General features: G+C 63.7%; 11 protein-coding genes and 1 pseudogene. 8 read left to right on the top strand and 4 right to left on the bottom strand.

Annotated elements, in window-relative coordinates:
- Positions 1-325 precede the first annotated feature (325 nt).
- The 4 genes and pseudogenes from OG587_RS19460 (at position 326) to OG587_RS19450 (ending at position 9,073) form a co-directional block, all read left to right on the top strand.
- Positions 326-7,042, top strand: coding sequence for a polymorphic toxin-type HINT domain-containing protein (locus OG587_RS19460; RefSeq protein WP_329092257.1), 6,717 nt, complete (start codon positions 326-328; stop codon positions 7,040-7,042).
- A 936-nt stretch (positions 7,043-7,978) separates the two neighbouring features.
- Positions 7,979-8,365 (top strand): hypothetical protein, encoded by a 387-nt coding sequence (locus OG587_RS19455; RefSeq protein WP_329092256.1) that lies wholly within the window; start codon positions 7,979-7,981, stop codon positions 8,363-8,365.
- 203 nt (positions 8,366-8,568) lie between these two features.
- Positions 8,569-8,805, top strand: a pseudogene (locus tag OG587_RS47200) (EndoU domain-containing protein); the annotation flags it as partial.
- Positions 8,806-8,815: 10 nt separating this feature from the next.
- A complete protein-coding gene (locus tag OG587_RS19450; protein ID WP_329092254.1) occupies positions 8,816-9,073 on the top strand; it encodes a MafI family immunity protein in 258 nt (85 codons plus the stop codon).
- 339 nt (positions 9,074-9,412) lie between these two features.
- Here the strand turns inward: OG587_RS19450 and OG587_RS19445 are convergent, their stop codons facing one another.
- Positions 9,413-9,739 carry a hypothetical protein gene (locus tag OG587_RS19445; RefSeq protein WP_329092252.1) on the bottom strand — a complete coding sequence of 109 codons (327 nt, stop codon included), beginning with the start codon at positions 9,737-9,739 and terminating at the stop codon, positions 9,413-9,415.
- A gap of 213 nt (positions 9,740-9,952) precedes the next feature.
- Between OG587_RS19445 and OG587_RS19440 the strand changes: the two genes are divergently transcribed.
- Entirely contained in the window at positions 9,953-10,261 is a 309-nt protein-coding gene (locus OG587_RS19440) for a hypothetical protein (RefSeq protein ID WP_329092250.1), read from the top strand.
- Between the two features lie 28 nt (positions 10,262-10,289).
- Positions 10,290-12,278 carry a hypothetical protein gene (locus OG587_RS19435; protein ID WP_329092246.1) on the top strand — a complete coding sequence of 663 codons (1,989 nt, stop codon included), beginning with the start codon at positions 10,290-10,292 and terminating at the stop codon, positions 12,276-12,278.
- 14 nt (positions 12,279-12,292) lie between these two features.
- Here the strand turns inward: OG587_RS19435 and OG587_RS19430 are convergent, their stop codons facing one another.
- Both OG587_RS19430 and OG587_RS19425 read right to left on the bottom strand, forming a co-directional pair.
- A complete protein-coding gene (locus tag OG587_RS19430; protein WP_329092244.1) occupies positions 12,293-12,766 on the bottom strand; it encodes a hypothetical protein in 474 nt (157 codons plus the stop codon).
- A 42-nt stretch (positions 12,767-12,808) separates the two neighbouring features.
- Positions 12,809-12,967 (bottom strand): hypothetical protein, encoded by a 159-nt coding sequence (locus tag OG587_RS19425; RefSeq protein ID WP_329092242.1) that lies wholly within the window; start codon positions 12,965-12,967, stop codon positions 12,809-12,811.
- A gap of 216 nt (positions 12,968-13,183) precedes the next feature.
- On the opposite strand from OG587_RS19425, the gene OG587_RS19420 reads away from it, so the two are divergent.
- The gene (locus OG587_RS19420) at positions 13,184-14,086 is read left to right on the top strand and encodes a helix-turn-helix domain-containing protein (RefSeq protein ID WP_329092239.1); all 903 of its coding nucleotides are present in this window, start codon (positions 13,184-13,186) and stop codon (positions 14,084-14,086) included.
- Positions 14,077-14,277, top strand: a complete 201-nt coding sequence (locus OG587_RS19415; RefSeq protein WP_329092237.1) for a DUF397 domain-containing protein — start codon at positions 14,077-14,079, stop codon at positions 14,275-14,277. The genes OG587_RS19420 and OG587_RS19415 overlap by 10 nt, the downstream gene beginning before the upstream one ends.
- Positions 14,278-14,356: 79 nt before the next feature.
- Here the strand turns inward: OG587_RS19415 and OG587_RS19410 are convergent, their stop codons facing one another.
- On the bottom strand, positions 14,357-18,415 hold the full coding sequence (locus OG587_RS19410) for an Eco57I restriction-modification methylase domain-containing protein (protein WP_329092235.1): 4,059 nt from the start codon (positions 18,413-18,415) through the stop codon (positions 14,357-14,359).
- Positions 18,416-18,504 lie beyond the last annotated feature (89 nt).

The following is an 18,504-nucleotide window of genomic DNA, read 5'->3' as shown; positions in this document are numbered from 1 at the left end:
CCTCACAAAATCACATTTTCGGTCTTTGGAGTGAGGTAAGTCACATTAGCGAATTTCGCTAGATGTCATCCAATTAGCTCGTATCCGCAGACGTGATCTTGACCAGGGTTAACAAGGTCTCAACGGCGCGGCATCACGGCGGGCCATTGCCCCGGGTAACCGGTAAGACACTTTCCCGCGGGTTGACTGCTCTTGTCATCTCGATCAACATCCACGGTGATCGTCCTCTTGTTTGCTCTTTATCTGCTCGCTGATGTGTGACGGCCCCGGGTCCGGGGTCTGCGTCAGCGTGCCTGCGGAAGGGTTCGGGATGCGGGTTCGGCGCGTGCGATTTCGTCTGATTGCCCTGGTGATCGGGGTGGTGATGGCGGTTTTGATCTCCGGGGTGGGAGTTCCCGAACGCCTGGTTCAACCAGCGGCCGCAGCCGTTCCCGGCTCCGATCCCGAGCCGTCGGTGGACGGGCGCGCCGTGCCGAAACCCAAGGCTGCCAAGGGGGCCGAGGAGAGCGCGCCGGTGGTGAAGCCGAAGCCTCCGGTGTGGCCCAAGGCGGGCAGTGCCGAGGTGGAGGTGACATCCGCGTTGGTGCGGGCCGGTGAGCTGCCGGTTCGGATAGGGGCGGTGGACTCCGGTACCGGTACCGGCGCGGTGAAGGTGCAGACGTTGTCGGCCGAGGTGGTGCGTACGCTGAGCGGGGTCGGGGTGGCGGCCCGGTTCGAGCGGGCCGACGGCGGTGATCAGCCGGGGAAGGTGCGAGCGGAGTTCTCCTACGCGGATTTCCGGGACGGGTTCGGCGGTAACTTCGCCGGCCGTCTGCAGATTCTGCGGCTGCCCGCCTGTGCGGTTCAGACGCCGCGCCCGCGCGGTTGTGTGATTCAGCCGCAGGTGGTGAAGGCGTCCAACGATCTCAAGGCCGGCGTGCTGGTCGCCGAGGTGGAGATCGGTCAGAGCACTCCGGTCAAGGTGCCCGCTGCGGCGAAGGGCGATGCGAAAGCCGCGGCCAAGGTCGCGGCCGAGGCGACGGCGGCCAAGCAGCTGGCCGAGGGGTCGGTGTATCTGATGGCCGCCGGTTTGACCGGTCCGGACGGGAACTTCGGCGCCACCGATCTCAAACCGTCCGGCACCTGGCAGGCCGGTACCTCCGGCGGCGGTTTCAGCTATGACTACCCGCTGCCCGAGGCGCCGTCACCGGCCGGTAACGGCCCGGATCTGTCGCTGGGCTATGACGCCTCCTCCGTCGATGGTCAGGGCAACTGGACCAACAACCAGTCCAGTGCGGTGGGAGCGGGCTGGGAGCTGAACGCCGGGTTCATCGAGCGCCGCTTTCGCCGCTGCGTCGTGGACAACTTCTACAACGAGCAAGCCGATCTGATCTGGACAGCCCAAGAGACCGGCACGTTCGGCAAGGCGTTGTGCTGGGAGTCGCCGGACGCCAACGACAACGACGCCTCCACCACCGACATGACGCAGTCGGAGCTGGTGCTCAACCTGGGCAGCCGTTCGGCGCAGATCGTCAAGGACCGGGTCTCGGGGTTGTGGAAGACGGTGCCGGACTTCGGCTGGAAGATCGAGCAGCTGCCCGGTGGCGCCGACAGCCAGGCGTACTGGAAGATCACTTCCACCGACGGGCAGGTCTCCCGGTTCGGCTTCCGCAAAGACGCCCAGTGGCAGGTGCCCTATGTCGGCAACGATTCGGGCGAGCCGTGTTATGACCGCTACCTGGCCGATGCGATCCCGCCGACCTGTACCGGGGTGTGGCGCTGGAACCTGGACCAGGAGATCGACGCCGACGAGAACGTCATCGACTACACCTACGAGCGCGAGACCAACTACTTCTGCCTGCCCAGCTGTTTCCACGAGATCTACCGGGTGCTGCCCTATGACCGGGGCGGGTTCCTGGCCAAGGCCGAGTGGGGCCACAACACGCAGGTGGCCGGCAGCGTGCCGACCGCCCGCACCACGCTGACCACCGCCGACCGGGGCACCACCGACGTGCCGACCGACCTCAGATGCGACGTTCAGGTGGGCTGCGCCAACGGGGCGCTGGCCTTCTACTCCACCCGCAGGCTGAACTCGGTGCTGACCGAGTCGCTGAACGCCGCCGGCGGCTGGGATCCGGTGGACCGCCTGGATCTGAGTTACGCGTGGGTCTACACCCGCACCGACTTCGGCGCACCGTACGACCCGGTGCTGTGGCTGGATACCGCGCAGCACACCGGTCTGGCCGGGGGAGGCTCGGCCACGCTACCGGCGACTGACTTCGACGCCGTCATGCTGGCCGGGAAGATGGTCTACGACGACGTCTCGGACTGGACGCAGTACCTGTCGTGGCGGATGGTGCCGCGGATCGGCGCGATCGCCAACGGGATGGGCGGGCGCGTCGAGGTCGCCTACGGCCAGGCCGACCCATGCTCGGGCGGCAAGGGCCGCGACGGCACCAACTACCACGCCGACCACACCGGCGACTGCTACAAGGTCGACATGAGTGAGAGCGGCAACGAGGCCTGGACGCTGTACTACAAGCAGCTGGTCACCAAGGTCACCGAACGCGACGTGGTCGCCGCCTCCCCGGACATGGTCAACAGCTACGAGTACCTGGGCACGCCGGGCTGGGCCGCCCCGGTGGAGTACGCCGAACCGGGGCTGTCGCCGCCCTCGACCGACTGGCGCGGGTACGCCACCGTCCGCACCACCCAAGGCTCAGGCACCGACCCAACCGGCTACACCGTCACCTCCGCCACCTTCCTGCGCGGCATGGGAGGTACGGTCACGAACTTCGAGGGCAGCACGGTCAGCGACGTCCGCGCCCTGCAGGGCCGGGTGTTGCAAGAGCAGAGCTGGAAGCTGACCTCGCTGAGCCCGCACGCCTTCGCCGAGGTCGACGGAACGAGGTATGAGTACTCCCTCGTCGCGGCCGGTACCGGCCCGGGGGTGCATGACCCGGTCAAGGTGCTGACCACCCGCGAACGCGGCCGCGAACTCCTCGCGAACGGTTCGTGGCGCTACACCGACGAGAAGACCGCCTACAACGCCGACGGCCTGCCGAACAAGGTCAACGACTACGGCCAAGACGGCGTCACGACCGACAACTCGTGCGTGTCGATCACCTACGCCCGCAACACCGACTCCGGCCAGTGGATGATCGACTACCCGTCGGTGACGGAAAGCCGCGCCGGGGACGACTGCACGGCCGGGACGCTGATCGGCAAGTCGATCGCGCTGTATGACGGCGGCACCGACCCGGCCACCAACAAACCCACCGACGGCAACGTCACCGAGAGCCGCTCCTACGCCAACGCCAGCACTCTGTCGGTGGGCAAGGCCACCTACGACGACTACGGCCGCATCCTGACCAGCGTGGATCCGCGCAACAAGACCACCAGCACCGTCTACAGCCCAGCCGTCGGCTGGCCGCACATCGGGGTGAGCGTCACCAACCCGCTTGGTTACACCACGACCACACGCACCTCCCACGTACACGGGGCGGTCGTCTCGATCGTCGATGCCAACACCAGGAAAACCGAGATTGACTACGACGCCCTCGGCCGGTCCATCAGAGCCTGGGGGCCGAGTCAGCCGCGTGGTGGCGGCACGCCCACCGCGAGCATGACCTATGAGCTGACCGGTACCGCTCCGGCCAAGACCACGGTCAATCGGCTGCTATCAGGTACCGGCAGCGGTGCGAAATGGCTGACCTCGCACACCTTCGACGACGGGTTCGGCCGCCAGCGCGAGGCCCAGGCCACTTCTCCGGCCGGAGGACGGGTGGTGTCCGTCACCGCCTATGACGCGCGTGGCCTGGTGGCGACGGTGTCTGATCCGGTGCACAACGCCGCCTCGGCCGGATCCGGGTTGCTGAATCCGGCGCTGACCAGCTTGCCGCAGTGGTCCAAGACTTTCTACGACGGCCAGGAACGGCCGGTCGCGGCTGTCGACTACCACCTGGGCACCGAGTTGCGCCGCACCACCACCGCCTACCCCGGCGCCGACCGAACCGAGACGATCCCGCCGGTCGGCGCCAAGACCGTTAATGTGCTGGACGCCTTCGGCCAGGCGGTCAAGGTCGAGGAATGGGTGGACGCGACCACCCATCACGACACCGTCTACGGCTACGACCTGGACGGCAACCTCACCACGATCACCGACGCCAAGGGCAAGATCCGCACCTTCACCTTCGACTGGCTGGGCCGACGCACCGCCGCCACCGACCCCGACGCCGGCGCCTCCTCCTCCGGCTATGACGCGGCCGGAAACCTGACCTGGAACATCAACGGCAAGAACCAGAAGGTCTCCTACACCTACGACGACCTGGGACGGCGGACCACCCAGTGGTCAGGGGAGGCGAGCACCGGTACCAAGCTCGCCGAATGGACCTACGACACTCCTGCCAAGGGCCGGCCGACCGCGGCGGTCCGCTACACCGGCGGCCAGGCCTACACCCAGACCGTCACCGGTTATGACGCCGACTATCGCGTGACCGGTTCCAAGGTGACCATCCCCGGCAGCGAAGGGCTGCTCGGCGGCGAGTACGCCTTCACCTCCGGCTACGACGCCGCGGGCAACCTGATCGAGCAGAACCTGCCCACCGCCGGTGGCCTGGCGGCCGAGAAGCTCACCTTCGGCTATACCGACCTGGGCCTGCCCAAGACCCTCAGCTCCAACCACGGCGGCGGCTTCACCTACGTCAAGGACACCACCTACACCGCCACCGCCCGCCTGAACGACCGCGCTCACGGCGCCGCAGGCCAGCTCAAACGAGCCCTGACCTGGGATGACGCCACCGGGTTGCTCAAGCGGGTCACCACCGTCACCAAGGCCGACACCCCGGCCCCGGTCACCGCGCAAAACGACGAGTTCTTCTACGACACCGCCGCCCAGATCACCCGGATCCTGGACGCCGCCTCCGCCGTCCCGAACGGCACCGCCGGCCAGTCGGAGTGCTACACCTACGACGCCCGCCGCCGCCTGAGCGCCGCGTTCACCACCACCGGCGCCTCCTGCGCGAGCCCCGCCGACGGCCAAGGTCTCGACCCCTACAACCAGGCCTACGGCTACGACACGGTCGGCAACATCACCACCCTGACCGACAACGGCCAGGCCGCCACCTACACCTACCCCACCGGCACGGTGCGGCCGAACGCGGTCACCTCCATCACCCGGCCCGGCGGCACCGACACCTACACCTACGACAACGCGGGGCAGATGACCGGCCGCACCGTCGCGGGCAAACAGGCCACCTTCGACTGGGACGAGCTCGGCCGGCTCACCCAAGCCGTCGTCGACGGCCAGCAGACCTCCATGGTCTACGACGCCGCCGGCGAACGCCTGATCCGCCGCGACCCCGGCGGCGCGACCACCCTCTATCTGGGGGCGATGGAACTCACCCTGGCCGGCGGAGCGGTTAGTGCCAAGCGCTACTACGCCGCCGCCGACGGCTCCACCGTTGCCCTACGCACCTCCACCGGTCTCACCTGGATGCTGTCGGGGCTGCACGGCAGCAACCAGCTCGCCGTCAACGACGCCACCGGCCAGATCAGCCGTGAACGCTACACCCCCTTCGGTAAACGCCGCGGCGGCGACGACCTGCCCTTCACCGACCGCGGCTTCCTCGGCAAGACCGAAGACGCCTCCACTGATCTGACCTACCTCTCCGCGCGCTACTACGACCCGGCCATCGCCAAGTTCATCTCCACCGACCCGCTCCTGGACCTGCGCAACCCGCAGTTCGCCAACCCCTACAGCTACGCCGGCAACAACCCCATCGGCTTCTCCGACCCCGACGGCCAAGCCGCATGCCGCCCCGGCGACTGCCCCACCAAGAGCGCCATGCAGTACACCCAGGCGCACAACCAGAAGAACGCGAAGAAGAAAGCAGCAGCGCTGAAGGCCGCCCATGCCTCCGACCGCAAAGAAGCGAAGATCACCCGGAAGAAAGACAAGGAATACAAGGAGTCCACGAGGAAGGCCAAGAAGTGGAAAGAGGAAAAGAGAAAGGAGAAGGAGGCCAGCAAAAATGCCCCTATGGTTTACCTGGACTGCTCTTCCGGAGGTACCTGCAAGAAGGGCACCCCTCCTGCCGAAGACCTTGCTCTGGGGTTCCTTGATCTTTGGATAGGGGGGATGGCGGACACCGTCGAGATGGTTGCGGCGTGTGCGGAAAACGATAGGTCCAGAGCATGTACTGATGCCGCATCAGAAGCTTTAAAGCCTGGCCGGAAAAAGAGGAGCGGATGTAGCAGTTTTGTCCCGGGGACCAAGGTCCTCATGGCCGACGGCTCTTCCAAGCCGATTGAAAAGATCAAGGTCGGAGACAAGGTTCTCGCGACGGATCCGTACACCGGTAAGACCGAGGCCAAGCCCGTAACCGCTCTGATCGGCAGTGCAGGTGAAAAGCGGCTTGTGCAGATCAGCGTAATTACCGACGACGGCAAGTCTGGCAAGAGCGGGGCGGTCCTAGCGACAGACCAACACCCGTTCTGGGTTGAGTTCGAGCGCCGCTGGGTCGATGCCGATCAACTCAAGGCGGGTATGTGGCTCCGCACCGGAACGGGTACATTTACACAGGTCTCGGCTGTAGAGACTCGACTCGTTCACAAGCAGCGTGTTCACAACCTCACCGTTGCCGACATCCACACGTACTATGTACTAGCCAGCAACATGCCGGTGCTCGTACACAACTCGGGCGACTGTGAGGTAGCTCTCGGCATCAGAAAAGAAGGCGACCTCCGCAATTTCGCGAGTTCGCGTGGACTCACTCACTTCCTTGACAAAACCAAAGACGGAGCACTCGGGGCTGTACGAGATTTAGCTTTCCATAATCCCGGAAAGCGAATTCATGTCAACCTTGACGGTTTCGATCACGAAGACAATCCAGCCCTCGCCTTTAAAACGGCATACAAGCGGGGAGGTGGCAACAATTGGTTTACAACAGAACGCGAGATGAAAATCATTGGGGACTCGGTGCGGAGAGGTTATCGGGACTGGGGTAGTATTACTTTCTATCGCGGCGGAAAAGTAGTTGATGTTCCACGCCCCGACTTCTGAAAGAGCGAGATGGCAAAGATAGTTAGCTGGGAGCGAGAATTTCGACTCTGGCACTACACCGTAAGCTATTCACAGCTATTGCTAAGGAGTATCGTTACCAACGATTCTCATAAAAGAATTGACCTGCTTTTCAGTAACGTCGAGCGGATGCAGGTCGACTCACAATACGATCGCCTAACAGTAGAGGAATTTTCCTCACCAATTGACATTAAGTTTCCGAAAGCCGATATCCTCATGCCAGAATATGGGAAGATATTTCTAATCAACGGAGGTCCTGACTTTGTAACTGCTACTCATTTTCAGTGGCATGAGGATAACGGTGATGCCCGTTCGCCGTCGAAGTTCGGCCCCTTTCGGGGGACTGATTAGAAAACGGATAGCAGCACATGGGAAGAATAACGGGGCGATGGCTCCTATTCCCCAGCCGAGGCTTGCGCCTATTTGAACGCCAAAATCGCCGCTTAGACCGCTCATGCCGTCTCGATGGATGCTCCTACGGATATATAGCACCGAATTAAAACATTTGAAAGCTCGGCAGGCGGCACGAGGATTTCGGCATCACTGGCGTCCTGCCATACGGTGCACCAGGACGGGGTGTCCTGATTTGGGACTGCTCCGGACGTGTCGAGGTTCGAAGATCGAGCGGGTAGTTTGCACTGAAGGGTCGGTTCTGTCTACGACGACAAGAAGCGTCGATCTGGTGTTGACGATTGCCGGGGTCTTCACTCTGTTTTCAAAAAAGCGGCTCCGTCTCCGGGGGCTTTTTGGGTGCCAACCGGATCACTTTGTCTGAACTCAACTGGCCGCAGGCGGTCTCGCGCTCCATAAAGACCGCGTCCTAAGAGGTCCTTGACGACGATCGTTGCCTGAAGGGAGCGATACACGGTCTCCAAGAGCGTGAAGTACGGCCCCCGATTGGGGGGTGAAATGATGAGAGTGGAAGTTCTGCAGGTCCTGGACTCTTCGCAGGGGATCGTGCGCTTCAGGTGTGAGTCCGGCGTCGCATCTGGCCGCTGGATGGGGTCGAATCCCGCTAAGACGGGTCAATTCGATATCGAGATCGAGGTTCCGGAGGAGGTCGCAGAGTGGGCGGCAGTCCCCTCGGGTGTTACTTCCCTCTCGGAGGCCGCCGGGGCGGAGCCTGTCGCCCTCATTACGGGCGAAGTTGTCAGATTCAACGATAGTGACGATTCAGTCATAGAGATCAGAGTGGGAACGGCTATCCTCCTGATTGAAATCCCGAATCGAAGGTCGGAGCTTTCCGTGGAGGGTCTAATTTCCTTCCAGGCTCCCGAAATTCAGCTCTACCCGTATGAACTGTAGGTGATCTAGCCAAAAGGCACAGGGGAAGATTACGCGGGATTCTCCGTGGATGGCCCTGTGCGGGTTATCATGGGTGTGGTGTTTGACTCTCGACAGCTTCGATCAAACGGGAGTTCCAATTCCGCCGATGAAGCCCCACCGAGCTTGCCCGGTGGGGCTTCTGGGGTTCTTGACGGCAACGTCAGTGGCCGGGACAGCCGGGGAAGACTGTTTTCCCGCGCGGCTGGGACACCGACAAGATCCTTGACAGTGTTGTCGACGTGGCGACGAGTCCGAACAGCGTTAGGACGCAGCAGACAGGCCGAAATGGAGCCCTGTACACGAGGAACGGGGATCCGTCGCGGTGGAAGATAGAAGGAGCGGTGGACGGTGCGAACATCAGGGTCATTTATGAACCTGCAACGGATCGAATTGTAACCGGTTTCCCGTACCGGCCCTGATGGAGGCGCAGTGGAAGCTGTTGAGTACATCGCCAAGATCGAAGAACTACTAGAGGGATCGCCCATCACTGCATCTTCGGTCGTAGTCGATGTGCGTGACCTTCTGACGGCCGGAGAGTTCGCCCTAGCTTTCGACACCATGTGCTCATGGATTTACGAGGACGAGTTGTCGATTAGCGAAGAATATTACGCACAGCTTGTCCGACTGTCGGAGGATCTTGGATCTCGCGATCTAATCGCGCGAATGCGTGAGCTGGTAACGGGATAACTGAGTGCGTTCCCGCCACTTCGAATGGACCGCGTCGTAATCGTCTGATGTGGGTCGAACCGGAGTGAGCGACCGCAAGTCCGAAGCCCCGCCAGGTGCGTCCTGGCGGGGCTTTTGCACCTCGGAAGCCCCAACTCGTGGTCGACATGCTCGCCCGCCTGCACAAGGTGCCGCAGAAGACGGACAGCAGCCCATAGGGCTCCAGCGCGTTCTCCTCGAACCGGGTCGAATTCATCTGACTGATCCTTAAAGAGCTCGCAGAAAAAGATCTATAGGGTGCGCAATGAATGTTTTCATCCGTGGAGCGGCGGGCGGCCACGGGAGGACGAGCGGTATGGCTCATGGGCCGCCGACGGATGACCCGTCGCCACGGCCCTCCGGCCGCTGTAGCCGCCGGATCTGGAGGAGCAGCTCCCGTTCGCGGTTCGCATGCCGCTGCTCACGCCGCAGCTCCCCTTCTTCGGCGGCCTTGTCGTCCCAGCGTGCCCGGGTCTCCTTGATGTGGTACAGGGTGGCGCGGGATATCCAGACGACCGCGATAACTATGGCCATGGACATGTTCACATGGCCGGTGAGGAGCAGCACGAAAGTAGCTATGAAGCACACCCATAATGCGGCCTTGGCAGCATTTTCTATCGCGTCGATGTGAGCTTCGAACAGTGTCATTCGTTACCCCGGTGCTGTTGGGTGGAGTAGTCGGTTTGGCATGAGATGGAATGACCGAGATGTCGGGCTGTTGGCTCTCTCGACCACGGGCACGGGTACGGCGCCCGAAACGCGATCTCGGCGGCCTCGGGGCCTTGTCGACATGGATGATCAATACCTACTGTGGTATTCGACTTTCTCTTCCATCAGGGGTCAGGAGAGGACGGGGGCGGCGTGGCCGAGCGGATGGTGCCCAGTCCCCGGCACGAGCGGCTGAGGCAACTGCTCGTGGAGGCCGAGGAGCGGGCTCACGAGGTTCGGCAGGCATACCAGCGCGCCTCCTCGGCGATGCGGTCGGGACAGGTGTGGACGGGGCCGACGGCCACCACTTGGACCACCGAGCTGGAAGACCGGCACCAACGGCTCGGACGGCTCGCCCAGAACGTGGTGGACGCGGTCGAGGAGGAGCTGCGCCGCTCTCCTCCGCTGGTGACCGAGGCCGAGGCGAACGCCATGCGCCGGGAGATGGCCGGACGCACGTGACCGTCATGACCATGAGGGGGAGCGTTCCATGGCACCGACCGCCGAGTTCTGCGGCATCGACCCCGAGCAGATGGGGCAGCTCGCCACCTCCCTGGGCGGCGCCGCCGACCGGCTGACCGCGTTCCGCGAGGAGTTCGACAGGAAGCTCGGCCAGAACGGGATCAGCGTCCCCGCGCTGCGGGAGATCGCAGACATCGCCGACTGGGGCCGGACCCAGGTCTCCATGCTCCACGGCCGGATCGACCTGATCAATGCCCTGGGCAACGGCGCCCCTGAGCTGGGCGGGGCGGGCGGCGCGGTCTCGATGGCGGCGGGCGGGCAGGGGCTCGTCCGCCTCCCCGACGAGTTGAAGGACTTCGACCTCGCCCAGGGCCTGGCCAGGATGTACGGCGAGGACATTCTCGTGAACTTCCACGGCGAGTCGCAGGCCAAGCTCATCCACGAGCACATCGACGACGTCGCCAAACTCGCCGACAACCCCCAGGCCGCCGCCGCCTTCTTCGCCCTGCTGTCTCCAAAAGTCCGCGACAGCCTGCCCAGCATCCTCGCGGTCACCGGTAGCAAGACCGCCCAGAAGGACCTGGAAACCTTCAGCAAGGCCCTCGGCGCGGCCCTGAACGCTCCCACCCTCATTCCAGCGTTCGCCAAGGTCAGAGACGACCTGGTCAAGCCGGTCGACGGCAATATCGTCGCGTGGAACCGGCTCGCGCTGTTCAAGGGCGCGAACGCCCCTTCCTCCATCCGCAGCGCGGCGGCCCGCGCGCTGGTCCTGGACGAGTTCGCCAAGAGGCCCGGACAGGAGTGGCGCGCCGGCTCCCTGGGGGGCAAGAAGTACGACCTGCCTGACGACCTGGTCGCCATGGGCCTGGAGCTGCTCGACGGAGACGGCGCGGCCGTACGGGACGCTTTCGCCAAGATGGGCGGGACCGACATCAAGCTCAGCCAGCCCGACAAGATGAAGCTGTTCCTCGACTACGCCAAGGGCGCGAGCACCGGGGACGAGGTGGCCGACGCCTTCGGCCGGGCGATGGAGGCGGGCACCGAGGCCAAGACCGAGAAGGCCGGTCAGCACAGCCCGGAGGCCGCAGCCTTCGCCCTGGACCTGATAAAAGTCGCAGGCTCCTTCGGCGCCGACCTGCCATGGCCTGCCAAGGATTCCATGGGCGTGATCGCGAATTCGTATGTCCATGAACTGGTCTCGGGCGGACGCTTCGACAGAGCCGCCGACCGTTCCTCCGGCATGCAAATCCCCGAACATTGGGAAGCCTTCCCCGGGGTGACCCCCGCGTTCTACCTAAGTCCCGGCGACACCTATCAATTCATGAAAACCTTCGTCGGAGAGGACAAGGTCGCTGACGCGTTCGACTCGACGGTGGCGAAGTTGCGCCATGACACCTTGCTGGGCGCTGCCAGGCTGGACGCACAGGGCAACACCGAATACTTCGGCAAGGCCTCAGTAATGTTCGGCGACTTCGGCAGCGTCGCGTTCAAGACAGCAAAAGACGTGCTCGGCGAAGAAGACGCTATCGCCGATATGACCCGGGACATCACCAAGAACACCGTCGGTTTGATGCTCGGCGGGATTGGCTTCGTGAAGCCGGTCGCTGAAGTTGGCTGGGAGTTCGCCCAGGCTTACATCGTCAGCGGCCTATCGGATAAGTGGGCCGACAGTTTCGAGACACAGGTCCAAGCGGCTACCGAAATCCGGGGCGACCTGGCCAAACGCATGAAGTACGAGATGGCATACCTTCTCCACAGTGGCGGCTACCCGGCGAGCGAACCTCCCAATGAGCTCCTCAGCGCAACCACCGGAACTCTCAAAACATATGACGAACTCGCGGCCGAGGCTAGGCGCGAGGCCACCGGCAACAAGAAGTGGGAACAGCTACTTCAAATAAAGCTGGATGCTTACGATGGCTGGATGGACAGCAACGGGAAGCTAGATGAAAAGGTTGAAAACTCCTCGCGATTCCAGACCAGCGACCTAGCCGAGAATCTACTGAAGACCCCGAATTAACACAAAAGCTTGTCTCACTGCGGCAGGCAGGGGGTCTCCGCATGCAGCCGCCAGGTCGGCGCCTCCGGTGCCACATATACATTCACCATAACCCCGACCTCTTTCCTACCAGAGATGAATCGCCCCTCGGGGGCGTCTACCTGACTGATGTCGTACTCCACCTTGTAATCCAGGACTTGGGAAAGAGTGTTCTCCATAAGTCTCTGCGCCTGGTCTAGATGAGAGTCCAGCGATTGGTCGGCACGCGTATAGTCGGCCGTTGCCCGGAGCACCCGCTTAACGTTCTCTCCACCACATGGAAGATTCTTGTCTGGGCGCTGTAGGATGCGCAGTTTTTTGAGCGGGTTCTTGAAGACGTCGTCGGTTTCCAGGCGCTGCGTGTCCTTCTGAAGCTCTGCTGCCGCGTCCTTCAGGGAAGGATCGGAAGCACATCCTGAGGCCACTATCATCAGCGCCAGACCGACCGAGAGTAACCGGGTGGAGCGCATTCAGGACCTCCGGGGATGGTGGGCGCCGGGACGTATCAATCTTTACCCACCCGGCACGCGTTCGCCACACCCTTTCCATACTCGTTCGTCAGCCAAGGGGAGTTGCCAGGTCACGCCGACCACTGTCGTCAGCCAGGGCAGGAGCATGTCCTCACGGGTTGAAGCCGTGATCCGTTCGGTCGGCGGCTCGCTCGTCGTCATGATTTCACCTTTCGAATGCTTTCCGGTGCTCGCGACAGGCGACCGAAAGAGGATCATCTCATTCATTCCCGGCCCGATTCGTCTCCGGTTAAGAAAATGGCTTACCGCTTTCTTGTCAAGACTTTCATGAGGAGGATTCCTGTGCCTAGAATGCCTTATCGGTAGTCGACCGACTACTGGATCGGCAATCCAGGCTAGAGCGGATGATGACAGCCGTTGGTCTATCTGGACTGGATTCGATATCACCGGCCGACCATTAAGTCCGTTTTTTCTAAATCGGGAGGAAATGCGATGGAAGGCGTGCCGCCCCTCGACCCTGGATCCCCTCGCGTGCGGTTTGGTGCCGAAATGCGTCGGCTGCGGGAGGCCGCGCAGCTCTCGCAGTCCTCCGTGGCTTCCCGGCTGGGATGCACGCAGACCCAGGTCAGCCGACTGGAAGGCGCCAGTCGCACACCGTCGAAGTCCGACGCCGAGAAGTTGGACCGGCTCTTCGCGACAGCCGATGGCAACGCCTTCACCCGGCTCCGCCAGCGCATCCTCGCCCAGCCTGGCGGCCCGATCTGGTTCCAGAGCTGGGTCGAGGAGATCGAGCCGACCGCCCTCGTCCTGCGCTCCTGGGATCCGCTCCTCATCCCCGGCCTTCTCCAGACGGAGGCCTATGCCCGTTACCTCTTCGCTCAGGCTCCTCAGATCACCCCCGACGAGGTGGAAGAACGAGTTCGAGCTCGTATGCACCGGCAGTGGATACTCAGTCGGGAAAATCCTCCCCTCCTCCTTGTACTCATCGACGCGGGCGTTCTGCGTCGCAAGGTCGGTGGAGCTGACGTGATGCACGAACAACTCGGCCACCTGCTGGAGATCACTCAAAGACCGACCGTTTCCATCCAGATTGTCAGCCCGGAATGCCTCGCGGGCATGATGGGCGCTTTCACGATCGCCGAACTTCCAGACGGGCAACCGGGTGCCATTCATGCAGAATCTTCAGCGGAAGGACAGATCATGACAGATCTTGATTCCGTGACATCGGTTTGGAAGCGCTATGAGGCGATACGGCTCTGGGCCTATCCTGAGCACGTGTCCCTCAAAATGATCGAGAAGGCGAGGCGGGGATGGGTCTGAGCGGCGCCGTGTGGCGGAAGTCGTCGCGTTCCGGAGACAGCGGCGGCCAGTGTGTTGAGGTAGCGGCCAACCTGCCCGGGGTGGTCGCAGTCCGCGACAGCAAGGACCCGAACGGCCCCAGGCTGCTCTTCACCCCCACCGAGTGGGAAGTGTTCGTCAACGGTATAAAGACAGGCAACTTCGATCACTGACCTGTTCTCGGTCAGGGGAAACCGTCCGCCCAGAGCAGGAGGACGCCTCAGGCCGAGATCAGGAACAACACAAGCCCAGTCAGAAGAGAGCCCCGTCCGGCGGAAACAGTCCATCCTCAAAGGAGGAATCGATTCCCTCCGCTACCGGGTCCAAGCTGCCGGTGCGATCCATAATTGGCGAGACGGGGTTTGCTCTGCGGGTGGCGCGCGCCTTCTTGGACTTGCGAATCCCCTGCTCAAGCTCCTGCCGGTGCCGGTAGTGATTAAGCACGAGTAACTTGTCAAGCACATCAGCTTGAGCTTCTGGGCTGATCGTGAACTTTATCCCCTGTCGAGTCAAGTGGAATCCATAGCTCAAGTCGATCTCACGCCAGGACGGTAGCTGAGCTGAAGCCATTCGCATCTCGAACTCTCTGATCGCGGGCTCTCGCTCCTCATCTAGTGCGTACGACTCCCGAACTGCCTCATCGATTTCGACATGGATGGCGCGCAGACGACGGATATGGTCATCGTTTTGAGAATCATCATCAACTCGGTTGTAAATCTTGGTGAGCCCTTCTCTCCTGTCTGTCATCACCCGCCTTCGGATAACGTCTAGCTCTTGTCCGGCCAGTCTCATTCGCTCAACCAGCGTTGGTTGCGGAAAAGTTTCAAAACACCGCGTCGGCGTATATTGAAGATCGCCCTTCAGTGAACCGGAATGTTTCCACGCCCACGCAATGTGGATCTGCGAGGCCAACAATGCAAGTAAACGGCGATCATCAGTGGTGAAAACGATGACTTTTTCGTTCAACACCTGACGAGCGGGAGCGAGGGTCGCCATCGCGGTACTGCTTACCCGAGCGATCGCAACAACATCATTGAGGTCCACGATGGCATCTACGAGCCCGGGCGCCCGCTCTGCATACTGCCACCATCTCTCCCTACGCGCCTGACGTTTATTGGTCGCCCGAAAGGGCTTAACCTCTCGCTCTACGATTGCAAAGGGCCCAGGATACCGTTGAGCTTCCTCAAGCGTCCAGCCTCGAAAGTTAATTATCCATCGCTTGGAGTGGGTGGAGTCCCAGCGCGAATTCAACTCTTTTCCATCGACATACGGGAAGATAACATCATTATTTCTCGGATCCTCATCAATCAAGGACTGCGCATTTTCGGGAGACAACGTGAACCCAAGCCCTAAAACGTTTACCCCCTGAAATGACTGCTCCAGGTTGCCGATGAGAGGAATTGGTTCACCCTCTATTCTGATCTCCTCAGCACCCAGCGATGTTGCTACCTGGAGGACTTGCTCATCGTTGATCCAACACTTCTCATCCGTGGATGTTTTCCCGAGCCAAATCCGCACATAGAACACAGATGCGGTTCCGGGCCAGATTTTTGGGCTAGTGCCACGATAAAGATTCCACCCCCATTCGACAGCCTGATCAAGACCAACAGCGCGAGTCTTCACGGTAGCGACTGCTTTAGAGGCAATAATACCGACCCGACCAGCGGAGGCCAGCGCCAGGTTGCGAAGCAGGAAGTAGGAACACAGGTCTGCGCTGCCACGCTTACCCTTCGCAATCCACTCCACAAGATATTCGCGATAGTCATCACCAGCGATTCCCGAGATGAACTGCCCGCCGATGAACGGCGGGTTGCCGACCACGGCGGCGAAGCCGCCGTGCCGCATGACCTCAGGAAACTCCAGCGGCCAGTGGAACGGCCTGATCGGCTCCGGCCTGCGCCCGTCGCCGGTGAGCATGGGCGTGATCAGCTCGCGGACCCGGTCTTCGGCGTCCACGGCCGTGGCGACCGCCCGATACAGCTCCCCGTCCTCGACCGCGTCGAGGTGCTCCACCAAGGCCGCGAGGCGGGAGCCGTACCCCTCCTCGCCGGGGTCGCCCGCCAGCTTGATGGCCAGGGCGAGCGGGGCGAGGACGTCCTCGACGTCCTCGGCGAGTTCGGCAAGGCGCCTGCCGTACTCGTCCTCGTCCTCCTGCTCCTCCCAGTGCGGGCGGCGGTTCTGCTTCTTTTCGTCGGCGGCGGCGAGCGCGGCGGCGACGACGGCGTCGGCCGCGAAGCGGAGCCGCCCGGTGAGCGCCTCGGCGGTGGCGAGCTTGGCCTCCAGCTCGCGGCCGTGGGCGGTGTCGCGGACCGGCTCGCTCTCGATCTCGACGCGGAGCCGCTCGGCCTCGTCGAGGATCGTCCCGACCGTCTCCCCCAGGGTGTTGGTGAGCCGGGTGTTCCGGAAATTCCCCGCCTCCGGGTCGAGGTCGAAGGCGACGAGCTGCCGGTCGTCGACGACGCCGATCAGGGAGTCGCCGCAGCGCAGCGCGTGGTCGAGGAAGGAGAACGGCCGGTCCTTGGCCAGAGTGACCAGCCACAGTGACAGCTTCGCCAGCTCGACGGCCTGGTCGTCGCGGTCCACCCCGTAGATGCAGCTCGCGGTCACCCGGCGGCGGGCCTCCAGCAGCAGGCCGTCGCGGTCGTAGTCGGGTCCGACGGCGTCCAGGATCTCCCCCGGCACGCCGTTCCGCTCCCAGTCGTCGACGATCCGATCCGCGATGTAGCGGCATGCGGAGACGAGGAACGCGCCCGAGCCCATCGCCGGGTCGAGCACCTTCAGCGCCAGCAGCTCGTCCCAGCGCTTGGCCCGCCACATGTGCGGCTCGGCGCCCTCGGCGGGACCGGGGGAGAAACAGAGGGGGGCCAGGGTGTGCTCGACGACCTCCTCGGCGAGCGGGCGCGGCGTGTAGTGGGTGCCGGTGGAGCGCCGGTCGCCGACCTGGGTGATGATCAGCGAGCCTTCCGGGAAGATCGTGGGCCGGTCCCGCAGGTCGCGGCGGAGCAGGCCGAGGAACGGGGTCGCCCGGTCGGACAGCGCGTCGTCGTTGTCGCAGGCCGCGCGGAGCCGTTCCAGGTCGACCGGCTTCGCCTCGGCAGCCAGCGCCTTCGCCGCCCGGTTCGCCGTCGTGTCGCAGGCCCGGACCACCCAGGCGGCGAGGTCGGCCTCCTCGCGGCGGGCACGTTCCAGCTCGGCCAGCGGAAGCTCGGGCTCGGTCTTGCCGAACAGCCCGGCGTACGGCTCGGTCACGCGGACGCAGGAGAACTCCAGCAGGCCCTCGTAGACGTGGCCGATCTGCTCGACGTTGAGGCCCTTGTAGCTGAGCCGTTCCGGGGCGCCGCTGTCACCGACCAGGATCAGCAGCGCCCGCAGGATCTCGTGGACGACCCGGTCGGTGACCTTCATGTCGGCCAGCCACGCGAAGCGCTCCGGGTCGAACAGCGCGCCCCCGTACGGGGGGATGCGCAGGTCGTCGTGCTCGCACCCGCCGTGCACGGCGCCGAAGAGGGCGAGCAGCCGGGGCCAGGCGGACCTGCGGCGGTCGCCCACCGCCTCGCCGTTCCTGCTGCGCGCCTCCTCCAGCTCGTCGAAGAGACCGCCGACCGAGTAGGAGTGGGCGTACAGCTCGGAGTCGACGGGCAGCAGGCGCTGGTCCTCGGCGTAGAGCAGGAAGACCAGGCGCATCATCACGCTCAGCGTGCCCCGGTAGACCCGGCGTTCGGGCACGGCGGCGAGAAGCTCGCCGCCGGACTCCCGGTCGAGGCGGGCTAGCTCGCCGACGAGCAGCTCGACAGCGCGCAGCACCTGCCTGCCGAGGGTGTTGGTGACTTCGGCCTGCGCGTCGGCGCTGCGGGAGAACAACGCGGCCAGGCTGTCGGTGGGGTCACCCGCCGCACCTGTGGCGGGTTTGAGCACGCGGGTCGCGCCGAGCAGCGTCGTGAAGGCGCGGAGCAGGTCGCGCTCCTCCAGCCACAGGTCGGCGTCGAAGGTCGCGACCGTGGAGGGCTCCTGGACCCGGGCGTGCACCAGGACCCACAGCTGCCCGTTGGTGAGCAGCGCCAGCGGCACACCCCGGCGGCGGCAGAGGTCGGCGGCCTCCTCGACCGCGGAGCGGCGGTCCCTGGTGGCCTTGGTGAGGGACTCGGCCCAGCCGCGCCGGTAGATGTGCAGCCGTTCGGCCCGGCCTCCGGCGCCGTCCGGGCCGAAGGCGACCCCGTCGGGCCGTACGCGCGTGTCGGCGGGGCCGTACCCGCGCACCTCCTCGGGCAACCCGGCGCCCTCGGCGACCAGCGGGCCGGTCAGGCCGAGCACCTCGCGAAGGACGAGGTCCTGCCAGGCGGAGTTCAGCTCGTCGGGAGCGGCCTGGACCTCGTCCCACGCCTGGACGAGGCGTTCCAGCT

The organism is Streptosporangium sp. NBC_01469, from assembly GCF_036227305.1.
GTDB lineage: Bacteria > Actinomycetota > Actinomycetes > Streptosporangiales > Streptosporangiaceae > Streptosporangium.
This window is presented reverse-complemented; position numbering and strand designations above follow the sequence as displayed.